The organism is Pseudomonas sp. 1176_21 (assembly GCF_052850635.1).
Map to the genome: position 1 here is coordinate 358,327 of NZ_VXCV01000004.1, position 15,656 is coordinate 373,982.

The following is a 15,656-nucleotide window of genomic DNA, read 5'->3' on the forward strand; positions in this document are numbered from 1 at the left end:
CCTAAACCGCCGCCGACGGCACCCGAAACGCTGCATCGGCGACAGGCCGAATGTCGGCAAGCCGACAAGAGTGCTTCACGAGATGACAAAAACCCGTCCCGACGCGGTTTTATCGGGCTGTGCTAGCAGACAAGCCGGATGTTGTCGAGATATGGCGCGGCAGGTCCTTTGCGTATACTGCACCCTATGTTTGCCCAGACTGCTTTGCGCCAGCGTTGTGCCAAATGGCTCATCGCAACCGGACTCTTCCTGATGCTCGGTGCCTGTGTTGAAAAACCCAGCACCCTGGAGCGTGTCAAGGAGGACGGCGTGCTGCGCGTGATCACCCGCAACAGCCCGGCCACCTACTTCCAGGACCGCAACGGCGAAACCGGCTTCGAGTACGAGCTGGTCCAGCGCTTTGCCGACGACCTGGGCGTGAAGCTGCAGATCGAGACCGCCGACAACCTCGACGACCTGTTCAACCAGCTCGGCCAGCCGAACGGCCCGGTGCTGGCGGCAGCGGGCCTGGTAAGCAGCGAGCAGCGCAAGCAGCAGGTACGTTTTTCTCACCCGTATCTCGAAGTCACCCCGCAGATCATCTACCGCAACGGCAAGCCCCGCCCCACCGACGCCGGCGACCTGGTCGGCAAGCGCATTCTGGTACTCAAGGGCAGCAGCCATGCCGAACAGCTGGCAGAGCTGAAAAAACAGTACCCGGCCCTGCAATATGAAGAATCCGACCAGGTCGAGGTGGTCGACCTGCTGCGCATGGTCGACGAGGGCCAGATCGACCTGACCCTGGTCGACTCCAACGAAGTGGCGATGAACCAGGTGTACTTCCCCAACGTGCGGGTCGCCTTCGACCTGGGCGACGGGCGCGACCAGCGCTGGGCGGTGGCGGCCGGCGAAGACAACAGCCTGCTCAACGAAATCAACGAATTCATCGACAAGGTGCACAAGAACGGCACCCTGCAACGGCTCAAGGACCGCTACTACGGCCACGTGGACGTGCTCGGCTATGTCGGCGCCTACACCTTCGCCCAGCACCTGCAGCAGCGCCTGCCGCGCTACGAGAACCACTTCAAGACCTCGGCCAAGAAGGAACAGGTGGACTGGCGCCTGCTGGCGGCGATCGGTTACCAGGAGTCGATGTGGCAGGCCGAGGTCACCTCCAAGACCGGCGTGCGCGGGCTGATGATGCTGACCCAGCGCACCGCCCAGGCCATGGGCGTGTCCAACCGGCTCGACCCGCGCCAGAGCATCGAGGGCGGGGCCAAGTACTTCATGCATGTGAAGAAGGAGCTCGATGACGACATCGAGGAGCCGGACCGCACCTGGTTTGCCCTGGCCGCCTACAACGTGGGCAGCGGCCACCTGGACGATGCACGCAAGCTGGCCAAGCGCGAGGGGCTGAACCCGAACAAGTGGCTGGACGTGAAGAAGATGCTGCCGCGCCTGTCGCAGAAGCAGTGGTACAGCAAGACCCGCTACGGCTATGCCCGTGGCGGCGAGCCGGTGCATTTCGTGGCCAACATCCGGCGCTACTACGACATCCTGACCTGGGTGACCCAGCCGCAGTTGGAGGGCAGCCAGGTGGCCGAAGGCAACCTGCATGTGCCGGGGGTCAACAAGACCAAGCCGGCCGACGCTTCGCCGCCGCTCTAGTTTGCAGCGCCTGTATCGCGGGCCAAGCCCGCTCCCGCAACAACGGGGGAGCGGGCTTGACCCGCGATGGGCACACCACGGTTATCAGGCCTTGGCCCGCCGAGCCCTGAAGAACTCGGTCAGAATCGCCCCGCACTCCTCGGCCAGCACCCCGCCCTCGAACAGCACCCGGTGGTTCAGAAACCCCTGGGTAAAGAATTGCCCCTGGCTCTGCACGATCCCTGCCTTGGGCTCCAGGGCCCCGAACACCACGCGGTTGACCCGCGAATGCACGATCAGCCCGGCGCACATGCTGCACGGCTCCAGCGTCACATACAGCGTGCTGCCCGGCAGCCGGTAGTTGCTGGCCGCCTGCGCCGCCGCGCGAATGGCCACCATTTCGGCGTGCGCGCTGGGGTCGCTGCCGCTGATCGGGCAGTTGAAGCCCTGCCCGATCACCTCGCCGTGCTGCACCAGCACCGCGCCCACCGGCACCTCGCCCAACGCCGCCCCCTGCGCCGCCAGCTCCAGCGCCAGGCGCATGAAGTGCTGGTCGCGGCTGCGATCGATGATCTGCGGCTGACGCATCACGCCACCTCGATGGCGGCCATCAGGCCGGTTTCCATGTGATCGATCACGTGGCAATGGAACATCCAGGTGCCGGGGTTATCCGCCACCAGCGCCACCTGCGCCCGCTCGTTCTTGCCCAGCAGGTAGGTGTCGGTGAAGTACTGCTCCGGGATCTTGTGGCGATTGGAGCTGAGCACCTTGAAACTCATGCCGTGCAGGTGGATCGGGTGCTGGTACTGGGTCATGTTCTTGAGCTCGAAGATGTAGCTCTTGCCCTTCTTCAAGGTGGCAATCGGCCGGTCGGAACAGGTCTTGTCGGTGATGTCCCAGGCCTGCCCGTTGATCTGCCACAGGCTTGGCGGCTTGCCGTTCTCGGTATTGACCGACACCGAGCCTACCCACTCGAAATTGAAGTTGATCTTCTCGGCGTTGGCCAGGTCCGGCTCGGCGATGGGGTTGGCCGGCAGCGCCGGTGGCCAGTCGCCCGGTGCCTCGCTGCTGGCCACCGAACGCAGGGTGCCCAGGCGCACCGAGCCGTCGCGCAGCGACAGCTCCTCACCGGCTGCCGGCATGCGGATGGCCAGGCAGATGCGCATGCCGGGGCCCAGCCAGTAGTCCTTGCCCAATGGGCGCGGGGTGATCGGGTTGCCATCCAGCGCATAGATGCGCGCCTCGAAGTCGCCCTTGAGGTTGATGCGGTAGGTCAGGGTGTTGTCCAGGTTCAGCAGGCGCACCCGCACGATCTGCCCGGCGGGCATTTCCACCACCGCGTCGGGCTGCCCGTTGATGGTGATCAGGCGCCCTGCGGTACCGCCACGGGCCGCTTCGCGCGGCACGCTGAACTCGACGAAGTTGCCCTGCTCGTCCACGTGCCAGTTCTTCAGGCTCAGGGTGCGCTCGTGCTTGAAACCGGTGGGCTCGCGCTCCTCCACGATCAGCGGGCCGACCAGGCCGCGGCCCAGCTCTTCGCTGCTGTTGACGTGGGGGTGGTACCAGAAGCTGCCGGCATCCGGCACGCGGAACTTGTAGTCGAAGTACTCGCCCGGCAGCACCGGCAGCTGCGACACGTAGGGCACGCCGTCCATTTCCAGCGGCAGGCGGATACCGTGCCAGTGGATGGTGGTGGCCACCGGCAGGTGGTTGATGAACCGCACCCGCAGCCACTGCCCCTGGCGCACCCGTAGCTCGGTACCCGGCGCGGACGGGCCGAACGCCCAGGCCTGGGTGGTGTGTCCGGCCACCAGCTCGACGTCCAGCGGCGCGGCGATCAGTTCATAGTCATGCCCGGCCTGCTCGTCCTCGACCTTGCCCATCCAGTAACGTGCGGCGCCCCCGGCGCCCAGGCCAACCACCACCAGGCCAGTCAGCCCCTTGAGCATTTGTCGACGGGTAAAGGACATCGGAACAGGCACCTCGTATCGCGAAAACAGCCTGCCAGCCATGACCGGGCTGGCGGTAAGGGCGAATACGATACACCTGCATTTGCGAAACTTTAAGTGAAGAGTTGCCCCGGCAGCGGCACACGATGCCGCACCCACCCGCGCAGCACTATCTACCGCACCTGCCCGCTGGAGCCAGCCCATCCTGCCATGGCCCAGACCAAGGAAGGATCGCCATGCCCCAGCCCCCCAACCCACAACGCGCGCAGCTTCAGGACATTGCGCGCCAGCTCGTCGTCAACTGCCCGGACATGCGCCAGATGGCCCGTGAGGTGGCCGTCGACGCCCTGAAGAAGTTCGCCCGCAGCAGCCTCGATCCGGACACCGTGTACCTGCACCGTTTCAAGGCGGCCCAGTCCAACCCCAGAAGCTTCAGCGGCTGGGAACACCGTGAGCTGCCCTACCAGTCGCTGACGTTGCCGCAACTGGTGATGCAGCGCTTCGACGCCAGCGACCAGGACAACGCCGACCTGCTCGGCTACCGCACCGGCTTCTACCGCGAAGGCGCGCATGCCGGGGTGTTCGACGAACGCAACGAAGTCCCCATGGCACCGGCCGATGTGCTGCGCTACTTCTGGCAGATCGACTTCAGCTCGGTCTTCAGGCAGAAGATGCAGGCGTTCTGGGCCGACAGTGCAGAGGCGTTTCGCAGCATGGCCAAGGCCAACTTCCTGAGCAAGGTGGTGGAAGCCTGCAAACACGCAGACCTGCCCGAACAGCGCAAACGCTACCGCCTGCTGGCCCGGGCACTGGCCGGCGTCACCGACTGGCCGCCCACCCTCGAACAACTGCAGCAAACGCATGTTCCCGACCAGGGGGTGCGCCTGCATGCCTTCGACATCGGCGGCTACGTCGCCAGCGACATGCTGCGTGCCGTGCTGCCCGATGGCTACCAGGTGCTGTAACATGCCCGGCGAGGTCACGGCCCTGCACCTGTTTGCCAACCCTGCGCAGCTTTACTGGTGGGTGCTGCAGAACACCAATGCCGCAGATAACCGCGCGCGCCTGATGGCCCACTTCGCGTTGTCCAGCCATGCCGAAAACCCCGCCGGGGTCGGGCTCGAGCATCTGATCGACCTGCTGTTCTCCAACTGGGCCGGCAGCGCACACGATGCCATCAACCTGCTGGACAAGCCGGTCGAGCAGGATGCATTCAGCTACCTGCGCGATGCGGCGCGACAGCGCATGAGCGACGACGCGCACTTCGCCCTGCGCTCCAACGCCGACCTGCGCAAACAGATGTGGGTGGCGGACCTGCGTGCCTTTACCCGGTTCGCCGGGGCAATGGCCGCCTTCGACTGGCCGGTTGCACTGGCTGCCGTGGGCGCAGGGCTTGGCGAGACCGGCCTGTCCATCGACGAGGCGATCAACGGCCACACCACTGCCGAGCGCCAGGCGGGCGTCATCGGCGCCGTACTGGCCTCCATCGACACGCTGTTCAACGCGACGCTGCTCGGCGAGGAGACCGGTGAAGCGATACGGGTCGACGGCGAGGTGCCCGCCGTCGCCGAGCCCTATGTGGAGGCCGAGGACGAACCCCTTGCCACTGCCGAGGATATTGACGCCCAGGTGCCCGCCCCCCTGCGACCGACACCGGCTTCCCAGCGCCTGGCCACCTTCGAGACCAATGCCCTGCTCGATGGTGAAAAACCCGGGGTTGGCAAGATGCAGGGCATCTACTCGCTGGCCGACGGTTTCTATGTAGCGATCGGCGATTTCGCCTACCAGGTGCGGTACGTGGGCGAGCTCAAGAGCTGGGTGGTGATCGACCCGAACGCGCCCTTTTCGTTCTACCGCAACGTGCCCATCCGGCTCACTGCGCAACAGCAGTGGGAGCCCGTCGCACAGGGCCGCCTTCTGGGGGGTACACCGCGCTTTCGCCTCAAACTGTGGGGTCGCAGCGACTACGCGCCACCCCCTGCCGAACGTATCCCCACGCCCTACGAGTTGCTCCCACGCCAGCAGGCACAGCTGCGTTCGGTGGATGACGAACAGCTCAGCGGCATTACCTACCGGGCCAATCAGCCACACCTGGAACAAGCCTGCGACCTGTTTCGCACACTGCGCAGCAAGCTGCTGAACGACGCCAGGGAGTACCTGAGCACGGTGGAGCTGCCGCCACGCCCGCAACTGCCGCTGTTCGAAAGCAACCCGGCGCCCAAGCAGATCCTGCGTGGTTGCTACTCCCGCTGCGACGGCGTGGTGATCGGCGAATGCCACGCACACCTGGGCAGCAAACGCTTTCTGATCGACAACATGGCGCAACTGCGCAAGCAGAAGGTCAAGGTGCTGTACCTGGAGCATCTGCTGACGGACTTTCACCAGGCCGACCTCGATGCGTTCAACCGCACAGGCAACATGAGCCAGCACCTGCGCGACTATGTGGCCGAACTGGACCGAAGCCAGGCCACCGACAGCAGCGGACGCTATACCTTCCAGCAGGTGATGCTCACCGCACAGGCCAACCAGGTCCGCCTCCAGGCCATCGACTGCATGGCCAGCTATCGTCAGGCCTGGCTGGCCACCCCGCCGGGCCCGATCCGCCAACAGATGATGAACTTCTTTGCCCATCGGGTCATTGCAGCAGACCAGGCCCTGCACCCCAGCAGGTGGATCGCCTTCGTGGGCAACACCCACACCAATACGTTTGACGGCGTGCCAGGGCTTGCCGAGCTGCAGGGCGCCATCGGCCTGCGCATCGAAGACATCGAGTGCGGGCTGCCTGTGCGATTCGGCGTGGACCCCGGTATCCAACCCGACCAGGCGGCCAACCTGGCGGCGGTCAAATGCGACCTGCTGCTGCAGGTGCCCATTGCTCCCGCACACGGCGTGGCACGCACCCTGGAAGAAAAGCTGCGCGCTGTCGGCTCCTTCAGTTTCACCCAGGTGGAGGGGACCTTGCAGATGATCCACCGCAGCAAGGACCTGACGCTGCACTACACCCCCATCCAACGAGACGGCACGTTCTACTACATCGATCGGGCGAGCTGGCCACGCGTGGACAAGCGCCGCATGCCAAGCCTGGCGCAACTGTCGACCCTGGTGACATCCAACGGGCTGACCTTCGTGCCACTGTAACGGCGCCGCCCAGCTTTGCTTGCTGCCTGGACGGCCCGGGCTGGCTGGGCGGCCCGCACTACTTACTTACCGCACGCTGCTCGCCGCCCCCGGCCAAGCTGGCCCCTCGCCCCTGACACGGAAGTATCGCCATGCCCCTGACCGCCCAACAGACCCACGACCACGAACAGCTGCAGAACCTGGCCCGACAACTGGTCAAGCATTGCCCCGACATGCGCCAGATGGCCCGCGAAATCGCCAGCCATATCCTGAAGAAACACACCCGCAGCACGCTGGACCCGGACGCGGTGTACCTGCACCGGTTCAACACCGCGCATAGCAGCCCGCGCACCTTCAGCGGCTGGGAACACCTCGGCCCGCCCAGCGAATCGCTGACACTGCCGCAACTGGTGATGCAGCGGTTCGATGTCAACGACCAGGACAACGCCGACCTGCTCGGCTACCGCACCGGCTTCTACAGCCGCGGGCCGGGCACCGGCCTGTTCGATGAGCGCGATGAAGTGCCGATGGCCCCGCGCGAGGTACTCGACGAGCTGTGGAAGGTCGACTTCTGCAGCGCCTTCCACCAGGACCTGACCCGCTTCTGGGCCCGTCATTCGGACAACTTCCGCACCCTGGCCAAGGCCAACTTCCTGAGCAAGGTGCTCGAAACCTGCGCGCACCAGACCGACCCCGCCCGCCTGGCACGCTTGCGGCGGGTGGCCACTGCCCTGGCCGGTGACGCCAGCTGGCCGCCCTCGCTGAGCCAGTTGCAACAACAGGCCAGGCCGGTGGCGGGGGTGCGCCTGTGCACCTTCGACATCGGCGGCCATGTGGCCACCGATATCCTGCGAGTGGAACTCGACGACGGTTACCAGTTGCTCTACATCCCGGGCGAGGTCGACGCCCTGCACCTGTTCGCCAACCACAGCGAGCTGTACTGGTGGGTGCTGCACAACACCAATGCGGCGCAGAACCGCGCACGCTTCATGACCCACTTCGCCCTTGCGGACCGCGGCGAAAAAGCCAGCGCGGTGGGGCTCGAGCACCTGATCGACGTGCTGTTCAACAACTGGGGCGGCAACGGTCACGACGCACTCAACCAGTCGAACACGACCGTGCATGGCGACGGGTTCACCCACCTGCGCGATGCAGCGCGTCAGCGCATGATCGACGATGCGAACTTCTCGCTGCGCTCCAACGCCGACCTGCGCAAGCAACTGTGGATCGGCTACCTCAAGGCCTTCGGCACCTTCGCCAGTGCCATGGCCGCGGTCGACTGGCCGGTAGCGCTGGCTGCCGTGGGCGCCGGGCTGGCCGAAACCGGCCTGAACATCGATCAGGCGGTCAACGGGCACACCACTGCCCAACGCAAGGCCGGCGTGATCGGCGCCGTGCTGGCGGCCATCAACACGCTGTTCAATGCCACCCTGCTCGCAGGCCCGGCCGTCACCGGTGAAATCGCCGAGATCGAACCCAGCCTGGACGCGGGCACGCAGACTGCACCCGTCGAGCCCGAACACACGCCAATGGCCACCCCGGCGGAACTCGCCGAGTGGGCACCTGCGCCGCTGATACCGGCCGAGCGCTCGCAACTGCTGGCCCCGTTCGAAACCAACGTGCTGCTGGACGGGCACGCCACCGGCAGCGGCAAATTCCAGGGTATCTACACCCTGGACGATGGCTTCTATGCCCAGATAGACGGGTTCCCCTATCACGTGCGCTACATCGGCGAGCTGCGTTCATGGGCGGTGGTCGACCCGCAAAACCCCTACTCGTTCTACCGCAACGTGCCCATTGGCCTGAACGACGAAGGCGTATGGCAACCGCTGGAGCAGGGTCTTAAAGGCGGGGCGCCACGCTTTCGCCTCAAGCTCTGGGGCCAGGCCCAGGTACCCGCGCCCGGCCCGGAACGCGTGCCCACCCCCTATGAAGTCGACAAGGCGCTGCAGCCCGAATTGCTCAAGGCCTCCAACGGTGGCGAGGAGTCGAACCTGAGCGGGCGCACGTTCTCCCCCAACAACCCCGCCCGCGAACAGGCCTACGCGCAATTTCGCACCTTGCGCGACCTGCTGGTCGACGACGCCGAAGCGTTTTTCAGCACCGCAAGCCTGCCGCAGCGGCCACCGCTGCCAACATTGGCTGCCGATGCCAGCGCCAGGCAGATCATTCGCAGCGTGTACGAAAACAGCGAGGGCCTGGTGGTCGGCGAAGCCCATTCACAACTGGGCAGCAAGCAGTTTCTGATCGAGAACATGGCCCTGCTCAAGCAGCAGAAGGTGCGGGTGCTGTACATGGAGCACCTGATGACCGACTTCCAGCAGGCCGACCTGGACCTGTTCAACCAGACCGGGCAGATGCCCCAGGCACTCAAGACCTACGTGACCGATCTGGACCGCGGCTGGCACACCGACCCCGCCCAGCGCTACACCTTCATGCAGGTGCTCAGGAGCGCGCAGAAACAGGGCATCCGGATACAGGCCATCGATTGCATGGCCAGTTACCGCCAGGCATGGATGGGCCCCCGACCACCCGCGATTCGCCAGAAGATGATGAACTTCTTCGCCCACCGCGTGATCGCTGCCGACCAGGCTACCCATGGCGCCGGCAAATGGGTTGCACTGATGGGCAACACCCACGCCAACACCTTCGAGAGCGTGCCCGGGGTCAGCGAACTGCAAGGTGTGATCGGTGTGCGCGTCGAGGACATCGAAATCGGCAGCAGCGCAAGCGTCGGCCGCGACCCGGGGCTTTACGCAGTGGACGACGGTATCCGCGAAACCCGCGTGCAGGGCGACCTGCGCCTGCAGGTGCCGATTGCCCAGCCGCCCTCGGCCTCGGGCACGCTGGAAAGCCGGCTGGCCAAACCGGGGGCGTTCGGCTTCAAGGACATCGACGGCAAGATGACCCTGATACACCGCAGCAAGGACCTGGCGCTGCACTACACGCCCATCGCAAGGGACGGTGAGTTCATCTATATCGAACGCGCCAGCTGGCCATGGCTGGACAAGCGACGCCTGCCGGACCTGTCGGAAATGGCCTTCCAGCTGTCCCGGTACGGCTTGAAGTACGTGCCGCTGTGACGCCAGGCAGGCGGCGATGAAAAAAGGGCAAGGCCGCCTGGCCTTGCCCTTGCTTTCGCCTCGCGGCAACCGGGCCGCTAGGCCTGGTGCGTCAACTAGTGCTTGAACATCACATGGCGCACGGTGGTGTAGTCCTCCAGGCCATACATCGACATGTCCTTGCCATAGCCGGAGAGCTTGGCGCCGCCGTGGGGCATTTCGCTGACCAGCATGAAGTGCGTGTTGACCCAGGTGCAGCCGTATTGCAGGCGTGCGGCCAAACGGTGGGCGCGGCCCACGTCGCGGGTCCACACCGAGGAGGCCAGGCCGTAGTCCGAATCGTTGGCCCACGCCAGGGCCTGGGCCTCGTCGTCGAAGGCGGTGACCGTGACTACCGGGCCGAAGATCTCATGGCGCACCACCTCGTCGTCCTGCCGGGCGCCGGCAAGTACGGTCGGCTCGAAGAAGAACCCTGGCCCGGCGACACGCTGGCCACCGGTCACCACCTCGATGTGCGACTGCTCGCGGGCGCGCTGCACAAAGCCTTCCACGCGCTCCAGATGCTGCTGGGTGATCAGCGGCCCGAGCTCGGTGTCAGGGTCGTCCTGCAGGCCGTAGCGGATGCTGGCCACCGCCTCGCCGAGCTTCTTCACGAACGCCGCGTACACGCCCTTCTGCACATACAGGCGGCAGGCGGCGGTGCAGTCCTGGCCGGCATTGTAGAAGCCGAAGCTGCGCACGCCTTCGACCACGGCATCGATATCGGCATCATCGAACACGATCACCGGGGCCTTGCCGCCCAGCTCCATGTGCATGCGTTTCACGCTGTCGGCGGTGCCGGCGATGATGCGGCTGCCCGTGGCCACCGAGCCGGTCAACGACACCATGCGCACCTTGGGGTGCCCGGTCAGGGGCTTGCCGACACTCGGGCCGCGGCCGAAGACCACGTTCACCACGCCTGCCGGGAAAATCTCCGCCATCAATTGCGCCAGCTTGAGGGTGGTCAGCGGCGTCTGCTCGGACGGCTTGAGCACCACGGTATTGCCTGCGGCCAGGGCCGGCCCGAGCTTCCAGGCGGCCATCATCAGCGGGTAGTTCCACGGTGCGATGGAGGCCACCACGCCCACCGGGTCGCGGCGGATCATCGAGGTGTGCCCTTCCAGGTACTCGCCGGCGGCACTGCCTTGCAGGCAGCGGCTGGCACCGGCAAAGAAGCGGAACACGTCGGCCACGCCCGGCAGCTCGTCGTTGAGCGCCGCCGCGTAGGGCTTGCCGCAGTTGTCCGCTTCCAGGCGCGCCAGCTCCGGGGCGTGGGCGTCGATCGCATCGGCCAGTTTGAGCAGCAGCAGCGAACGGTCCTTGGGGGTGGTCTGCGACCAGCTGTCGAACGCCGCATCCGCAGCGCACACCGCGGCATCGACCTGGGCCAGGCTGGCCTCGGGGATCTCCACCAGCGTGGCCCCCAGGGACGGGTTGAGCACCGCCAGGGTTTCGCCTTCACCGGCGATGAGTTGTCCATTGATCAGCAGGCAGGTTTGCATGGGTTCTCCTGTGCGGCGAGGTTGGCCGCCGCCATAAAAAAGTCGCAAGCGCCCCGTGCCCGCAGCCGGGCTGCGCACAGGGGGAGCATTACAGGGGGGGCAGGCGCCGGGCGCCCGCAGGTTCAGAGTGCGGCTTCAGGCACTGCCGTGCTGAACAGCCGGGTGCGCCAGGCCAGGTACACCAGCCCCAGCAGCACCCAGCAACAGCCGAGAATCAGCGCGTCGGCATCCAGGCTGATCAACATCCAGCCCGAGGTGAAGGCGCCGGCCAGGGGGAAGATCACCCCGCGGACCACGCCGGCCTTGTCGCCGATGCTGCGGTCGAAGGTCAGTTTCAGTGCGCACAGGTTGACCGAGGTGAAGGCCAGGAAGGCGCCGAAGTTGACCAGCGAAGTAGCCGTGGCGATGGTCAGGCCGAACCCGACGAAACCGAAGGCCCCGCACAGGGCGATGTTGAACACCGGGGTCCTGTAGCGCGGGTGCAGCACGCCGAACAGCTTCTGCGGCAGCTGGTTGTCGCGGCCCAGGGCATACAGCAGACGCCCCACGCTGGCCTGGAACGACAAGCCGGCGGCGAAGTGGGCAATGATGATGCCGGTGAGTACCACGCCGAAGAACAGGTCGCCACCGATGGTCTTGGCGATTTCGAAGGCCGCGCCGTCGATGTTCTCGAACAGGCCCGCCGGGTGCGCCAGGTACATGAAGTACGAAGAGCCCACGTACAGGCTGCCGCCGATCAGGGCCACCAGCAGGATGGCACGTGGGATGGTGCGCTCGGGCTCGACGGTTTCTTCGCTCAGGGTCGACAGCGCGTCGAAGCCCAGGAACGAATAGGCGGCGATCGCGGCCCCGGCCATGGTGGCCGAGAACGGCACGTCTGCATTGAAGAACGGCTTGACCGAGAGCAGACCGCCCGGGCCGTTGATGGCCGACACGTAGTGCCAGCACAGCGCGATGAACACCGCGATGATGGTCAGCTGGATCAGCATCAGGATGATGTTGAAGCGGTTGGCGACCTGGATGCCCAGGATGTTGAGCAAGGTGGTGGAAACGATGAAGCCGGTGATCCAGCACCACTGCGGTACATCCGGGAACGCCAGGCTCAGGTAGCTGGCCCCCAGCAGCCAGATCAGCATCGGGATGAAGAAGTAGTCCAGCAGCGCGGCCCAGCCGACCATGAAGCCGATGCCGGGGTTGAACACCTTGCGGGTGTAGGTGTAGGCGGAACCGGCCGCCGGGAAGATCCGCACCAGGCGCCCGTAGCTCAGGGCGGTGAAGATCACGCCGATGGAGGCCACCACATAGGACAGCGCCACGGTGTTCTGGCTGGCCTGGGCGATCACGCCATAGGTGCCGAACACGATCAGCGGGGCGATGAAGGCCAGGCCGAACAACAGCACGGACACCGGCCCGAGGGTCCGGCGCAGGTGCGCGGAGGAAGTCGATGCGCTCATGGTTAGGGCCTCAGGCTGCGTAGGTGTAGGCGGCGCGGATCACGTCGAGGTAGCTCTCGACTGACATCTCCTTGGCGTTGCTCGCATCGGAAATGTTGCTCTTGGACTTCTCTGCGATGGCCAGGAAGTCCTCCTCGCGCACCCCGGCCACATCGGCAAAACGCGGAATACCCAGCTCGCGGTTCATGCGGAACAACTGCTCCACGCCCGCTTCGGCGGCAGCGCTGGCGCCAAGATTGGGGTCGATGCCCAGGGCATAGGCGACATCGGCATGGCGGCGCAGGTCGGCGTCGCGGTTATGGCTGAAAACGAACGGCAGGAAGATCGCGTTGCCCACCCCGTGCGGGGTGTCGTACATGCCGCCGATGGCTTCGGAGATGCAGTGCACGCTGGCGATGTCGGCATTGCCGAAGGCCATGCCGGCAATCAGGCTGGCGATCAGCATCTGTTCGCGGGCCTCGCGGTTGTCCGGCTCCTGCACGGCGGGCTTGAGGTACTGCGCGATCAGGCGAATGGCATGCAGGGCCAGGCCGTCGCTGATCGGGTTGGCCGGCTTGCCGGTGTAGGCCTCGATGGCGTGGGTCAGCGCGTCCATGCCGGTGGCGGCGGCGATGTGCGGCGGCAGCGTGGCGGTGATGTCCGAGTCGAGCAGCGCCAGAACCGGGCCGATGCGGTAGTCCAGGATGCTCATCTTGAACTGGCGGCGGGTGTCGGTGATCACCGAGAAGAACGTGACCTCGCTGCCGGTGCCTGCGGTGGTCGGGATCGCCACGATTGGCAGCACCGGGCCCTTGAGGGTGAAGGCACCTTCGTAGTCCTCGACCTTGCCGTCGTGGGTCAGCAGTACGCTGATCGCCTTGGCCGCGTCCATCGCACTGCCGCCACCCACTGCCAGCACGCCGTCGATGCCCTTGCCGCGATACAGCTCGGCGGCGCGGTTGACGTCTTCGCTGCGCGGGTTGGGCTTGACGTCGACGATCTCGTCATAACGCACGCCGGCCTTGTCCAGGCTGGTATAGATGCTGTCGAGCAGGCCGGCGTTCTTCACGCCCGGGTCGGTGACCAGCAGCACGTGGCGCAGGCCCAGGTCGGTCAGGTGCTCGCCGGTACGCTGGCGCAGGCCAGGTTCCATGACGATCTTGGTAGGTAACAGAAACTGGAATTGCATCGGTAGGTTCCTCTCGCACTGGGGCGCACTTGCAATGTTGTAGTTATGGCAGACGAGTCAGAGGGGCCGCCTGGGCGGTGGGTGTCTGGTTATTGTTGTGGCGGTAGCCGATCGCCGAAGCCGATGGACCGCTTGTCCAGGCGCTGCACGGTGGGCACAGGCCGGTATGGGGCCAGACACTAAGACACGGGTAGCGGATCGACAATTACTAAAAACTCAAGGGAGCATTCGATTAAATCGAATGCTCCCCGTGCACCGGGGGTAGCGGCCTACAGGTGCTGCCCGTGGCGCGCCATGATGTGCCGCACCACGCTGTAGTCCTGCAGCGAGTCGCTGGACAGGTCCTTGCCGTAGCCCGAGCGCTTGAGCCCGCCGTGGGGCATTTCGCTGACCAGCATGAAATGGCTGTTGATCCAGGTGCAGCCGTACTGCAGGCGCGCCGCCACCTGCATGGCCTTGTCCAGGTTCTGGGTCCATACCGACGAGGCCAGGCCGTATTCGGAGTCGTTGGCCCAGTCCACGGCCTGGGCCAGCTCGTCGAAACGGGTCACGGTGACCACCGGGCCGAACACCTCGCGCTGGACGATCTCGTCGGTTTGCCGGCAGCCTGCCAGCAGTGTCGGCTGGTAGTAGAACCCGGGCCCGGCATGCATCGCCGCACCCGTGACGCACTCCACGTGCGGCTGGCTGAGGGCGCGCTCGACGAAGCTGGACACCCGGTCGCGCTGGCGCGTGCTGATCAGCGGGCCGATCTCGTTGTCGGCATCGTGCGCGCCGGCATAGCGAATGCTGCTGACCGCAGCCCCGAGTTCGGCCACCAGCCGGTCGTGGATGCCGGCCTGGGCGTAGACCCGGCACGCCGAGGTACAGTCCTGCCCGGCGTTGTAGTAGCCATAGGCACGCACGCCCTCGACCACCGCCTGCAGGTCGGCATCGTCGCAGACGATCACCGGGGCCTTGCCGCCCAGTTCCAGGTGGGTGCGCTTGAGGGTTTTGGCCGCTGTGGAGAGGATCTTCTGCCCGGTGACGATATCGCCGGTCAGCGAGACCATGCGTACCTTGGGGTGGCCGACCAGGTGAGCGCCGACGTTCTCGCCACCGCCGCAGATGATGTTGATCACCCCGCGCGGCAGGATCCGCGCCAGCACCGGCGCCAGGGCCAGGATCGACAGCGGGGTGTGTTCGGACGGCTTGAACACCAGGGTGTTGCCTGCGGCCAGGGCCGGCGCGATCTTCCAGGCGGCCATCATGATCGGGTAGTTCCACGGCGCGATCGATGCCACCACCCCGATCGGGTCGCGGCGCACCATGCTGGTGTAGCCGGGTACGTATTCGCCACTGAGCTGACCGGTCTGGCAGCGCACCGCGCCGGCGAAGAAGCGGAACACATCGACGGTGGCGCTCAGATCATCCTTGCGCGCCAGGTGCAGCGGCTTGCCGCAGTTCAGCGCTTCGAGCCGGGCGAAGGCGTCGGCGTGCTGCTCGATGGTACTGGCGATCTCCAGCAGCAGGTTGGAGCGCTGCTGCGGCGTGGTGCGGGCCCAACCGGCGAACGCGCGGTGGGCGGCCAGGATCGCGGCCTCGGTCTGCTCGGCGCTGGCTTCGGCGATAGGGGTCAGCACCTGGCCGGTGGCCGGGTTGAGGATCGGCTCGACGACGCCCTCGCCTGCGACTAGTTCGCCATCGATCAGGAGTGCGGTGGACAACGGGGTCTGCGCGACTGGCATGTGCAGGGTTCC

Annotated in this window: 10 protein-coding genes; 4 read left to right on the forward strand and 6 right to left on the reverse strand. The window is 65.8% G+C overall.

The window, feature by feature from the left end; all coding sequences use genetic code 11:
- Positions 1 to 186 precede the first annotated feature (186 nt).
- A complete protein-coding gene (gene mltF, locus FW760_RS12505) occupies positions 187 to 1,647 on the forward strand; it encodes a membrane-bound lytic murein transglycosylase MltF (protein ID WP_043860640.1) in 1,461 nt (486 codons plus the stop codon).
- 84 nt (positions 1,648 to 1,731) lie between these two features.
- Here mltF and tadA read toward each other — a convergent pair whose 3' ends face one another.
- Complete coding sequence (gene tadA, locus FW760_RS12510) at positions 1,732 to 2,214, reverse strand: tRNA adenosine(34) deaminase TadA (RefSeq protein ID WP_054915054.1); 483 nt, start codon at positions 2,212 to 2,214, stop codon at positions 1,732 to 1,734.
- Positions 2,214 to 3,596 (reverse strand): multicopper oxidase family protein, encoded by a 1,383-nt coding sequence (locus tag FW760_RS12515; RefSeq protein WP_043860642.1) that lies wholly within the window; start codon positions 3,594 to 3,596, stop codon positions 2,214 to 2,216. The genes tadA and FW760_RS12515 overlap by 1 nt, the downstream gene beginning before the upstream one ends.
- A gap of 215 nt (positions 3,597 to 3,811) precedes the next feature.
- Here FW760_RS12515 and FW760_RS12520 point away from each other — a divergent pair, with 215 nt between their 5' ends.
- The 3 genes from FW760_RS12520 (at position 3,812) to FW760_RS12530 (ending at position 9,775) form a co-directional block, all read left to right on the forward strand.
- Positions 3,812 to 4,540, forward strand: coding sequence for a dermonecrotic toxin domain-containing protein (locus FW760_RS12520; protein ID WP_446443809.1), 729 nt, complete (start codon positions 3,812 to 3,814; stop codon positions 4,538 to 4,540).
- A 1-nt stretch (position 4,541) separates the two neighbouring features.
- The gene (locus FW760_RS12525) at positions 4,542 to 6,713 is read left to right on the forward strand and encodes a membrane-targeted effector domain-containing toxin (protein ID WP_446443810.1); all 2,172 of its coding nucleotides are present in this window, start codon (positions 4,542 to 4,544) and stop codon (positions 6,711 to 6,713) included.
- 131 nt (positions 6,714 to 6,844) lie between these two features.
- A complete protein-coding gene (locus tag FW760_RS12530; protein WP_446443811.1) occupies positions 6,845 to 9,775 on the forward strand; it encodes a dermonecrotic toxin domain-containing protein in 2,931 nt (976 codons plus the stop codon).
- A gap of 95 nt (positions 9,776 to 9,870) precedes the next feature.
- Here FW760_RS12530 and FW760_RS12535 read toward each other — a convergent pair whose 3' ends face one another.
- The 4 genes from FW760_RS12535 to FW760_RS12550 form a co-directional block, all read right to left on the reverse strand.
- Positions 9,871 to 11,295 (reverse strand): gamma-aminobutyraldehyde dehydrogenase, encoded by a 1,425-nt coding sequence (locus tag FW760_RS12535; RefSeq protein ID WP_054915058.1) that lies wholly within the window; start codon positions 11,293 to 11,295, stop codon positions 9,871 to 9,873.
- A 122-nt stretch (positions 11,296 to 11,417) separates the two neighbouring features.
- The gene (locus tag FW760_RS12540; RefSeq protein ID WP_043860646.1) at positions 11,418 to 12,749 is read right to left on the reverse strand and encodes an APC family permease; all 1,332 of its coding nucleotides are present in this window, start codon (positions 12,747 to 12,749) and stop codon (positions 11,418 to 11,420) included.
- Between the two features lie 10 nt (positions 12,750 to 12,759).
- Entirely contained in the window at positions 12,760 to 13,917 is a 1,158-nt protein-coding gene (locus FW760_RS12545; RefSeq protein WP_043860647.1) for an iron-containing alcohol dehydrogenase, read from the reverse strand.
- Positions 13,918 to 14,186: 269 nt separating this feature from the next.
- Positions 14,187 to 15,644 (reverse strand): gamma-aminobutyraldehyde dehydrogenase, encoded by a 1,458-nt coding sequence (locus FW760_RS12550; protein ID WP_446443812.1) that lies wholly within the window; start codon positions 15,642 to 15,644, stop codon positions 14,187 to 14,189.
- Positions 15,645 to 15,656 lie beyond the last annotated feature (12 nt).

Bases quoted from the DNA above. Each gene is read 5' to 3' on its own strand.
- FW760_RS12545 (WP_043860647.1), bottom strand. From the start codon at position 13,917: ATGCAATTCCAGTTTCTGTTACCTACCAAGATCGTCATGGAACCTGGC.
- FW760_RS12550 (WP_446443812.1), bottom strand. From the start codon at position 15,644: ATGCCAGTCGCGCAGACCCCGTTGTCCACCGCACTCCTGATCGATGGC.
- FW760_RS12530 (WP_446443811.1), top strand. From the start codon at position 6,845: ATGCCCCTGACCGCCCAACAGACCCACGACCACGAACAGCTGCAGAAC.
- FW760_RS12535 (WP_054915058.1), bottom strand. From the start codon at position 11,295: ATGCAAACCTGCCTGCTGATCAATGGACAACTCATCGCCGGTGAAGGC.
- FW760_RS12540 (WP_043860646.1), bottom strand. From the start codon at position 12,749: ATGAGCGCATCGACTTCCTCCGCGCACCTGCGCCGGACCCTCGGGCCG.
- tadA (WP_054915054.1), bottom strand. From the start codon at position 2,214: ATGCGTCAGCCGCAGATCATCGATCGCAGCCGCGACCAGCACTTCATG.
- FW760_RS12515 (WP_043860642.1), bottom strand. From the start codon at position 3,596: ATGTCCTTTACCCGTCGACAAATGCTCAAGGGGCTGACTGGCCTGGTG.
- FW760_RS12525 (WP_446443810.1), top strand. From the start codon at position 4,542: ATGCCCGGCGAGGTCACGGCCCTGCACCTGTTTGCCAACCCTGCGCAG.
- FW760_RS12520 (WP_446443809.1), top strand. From the start codon at position 3,812: ATGCCCCAGCCCCCCAACCCACAACGCGCGCAGCTTCAGGACATTGCG.
- mltF (WP_043860640.1), top strand. From the start codon at position 187: ATGTTTGCCCAGACTGCTTTGCGCCAGCGTTGTGCCAAATGGCTCATC.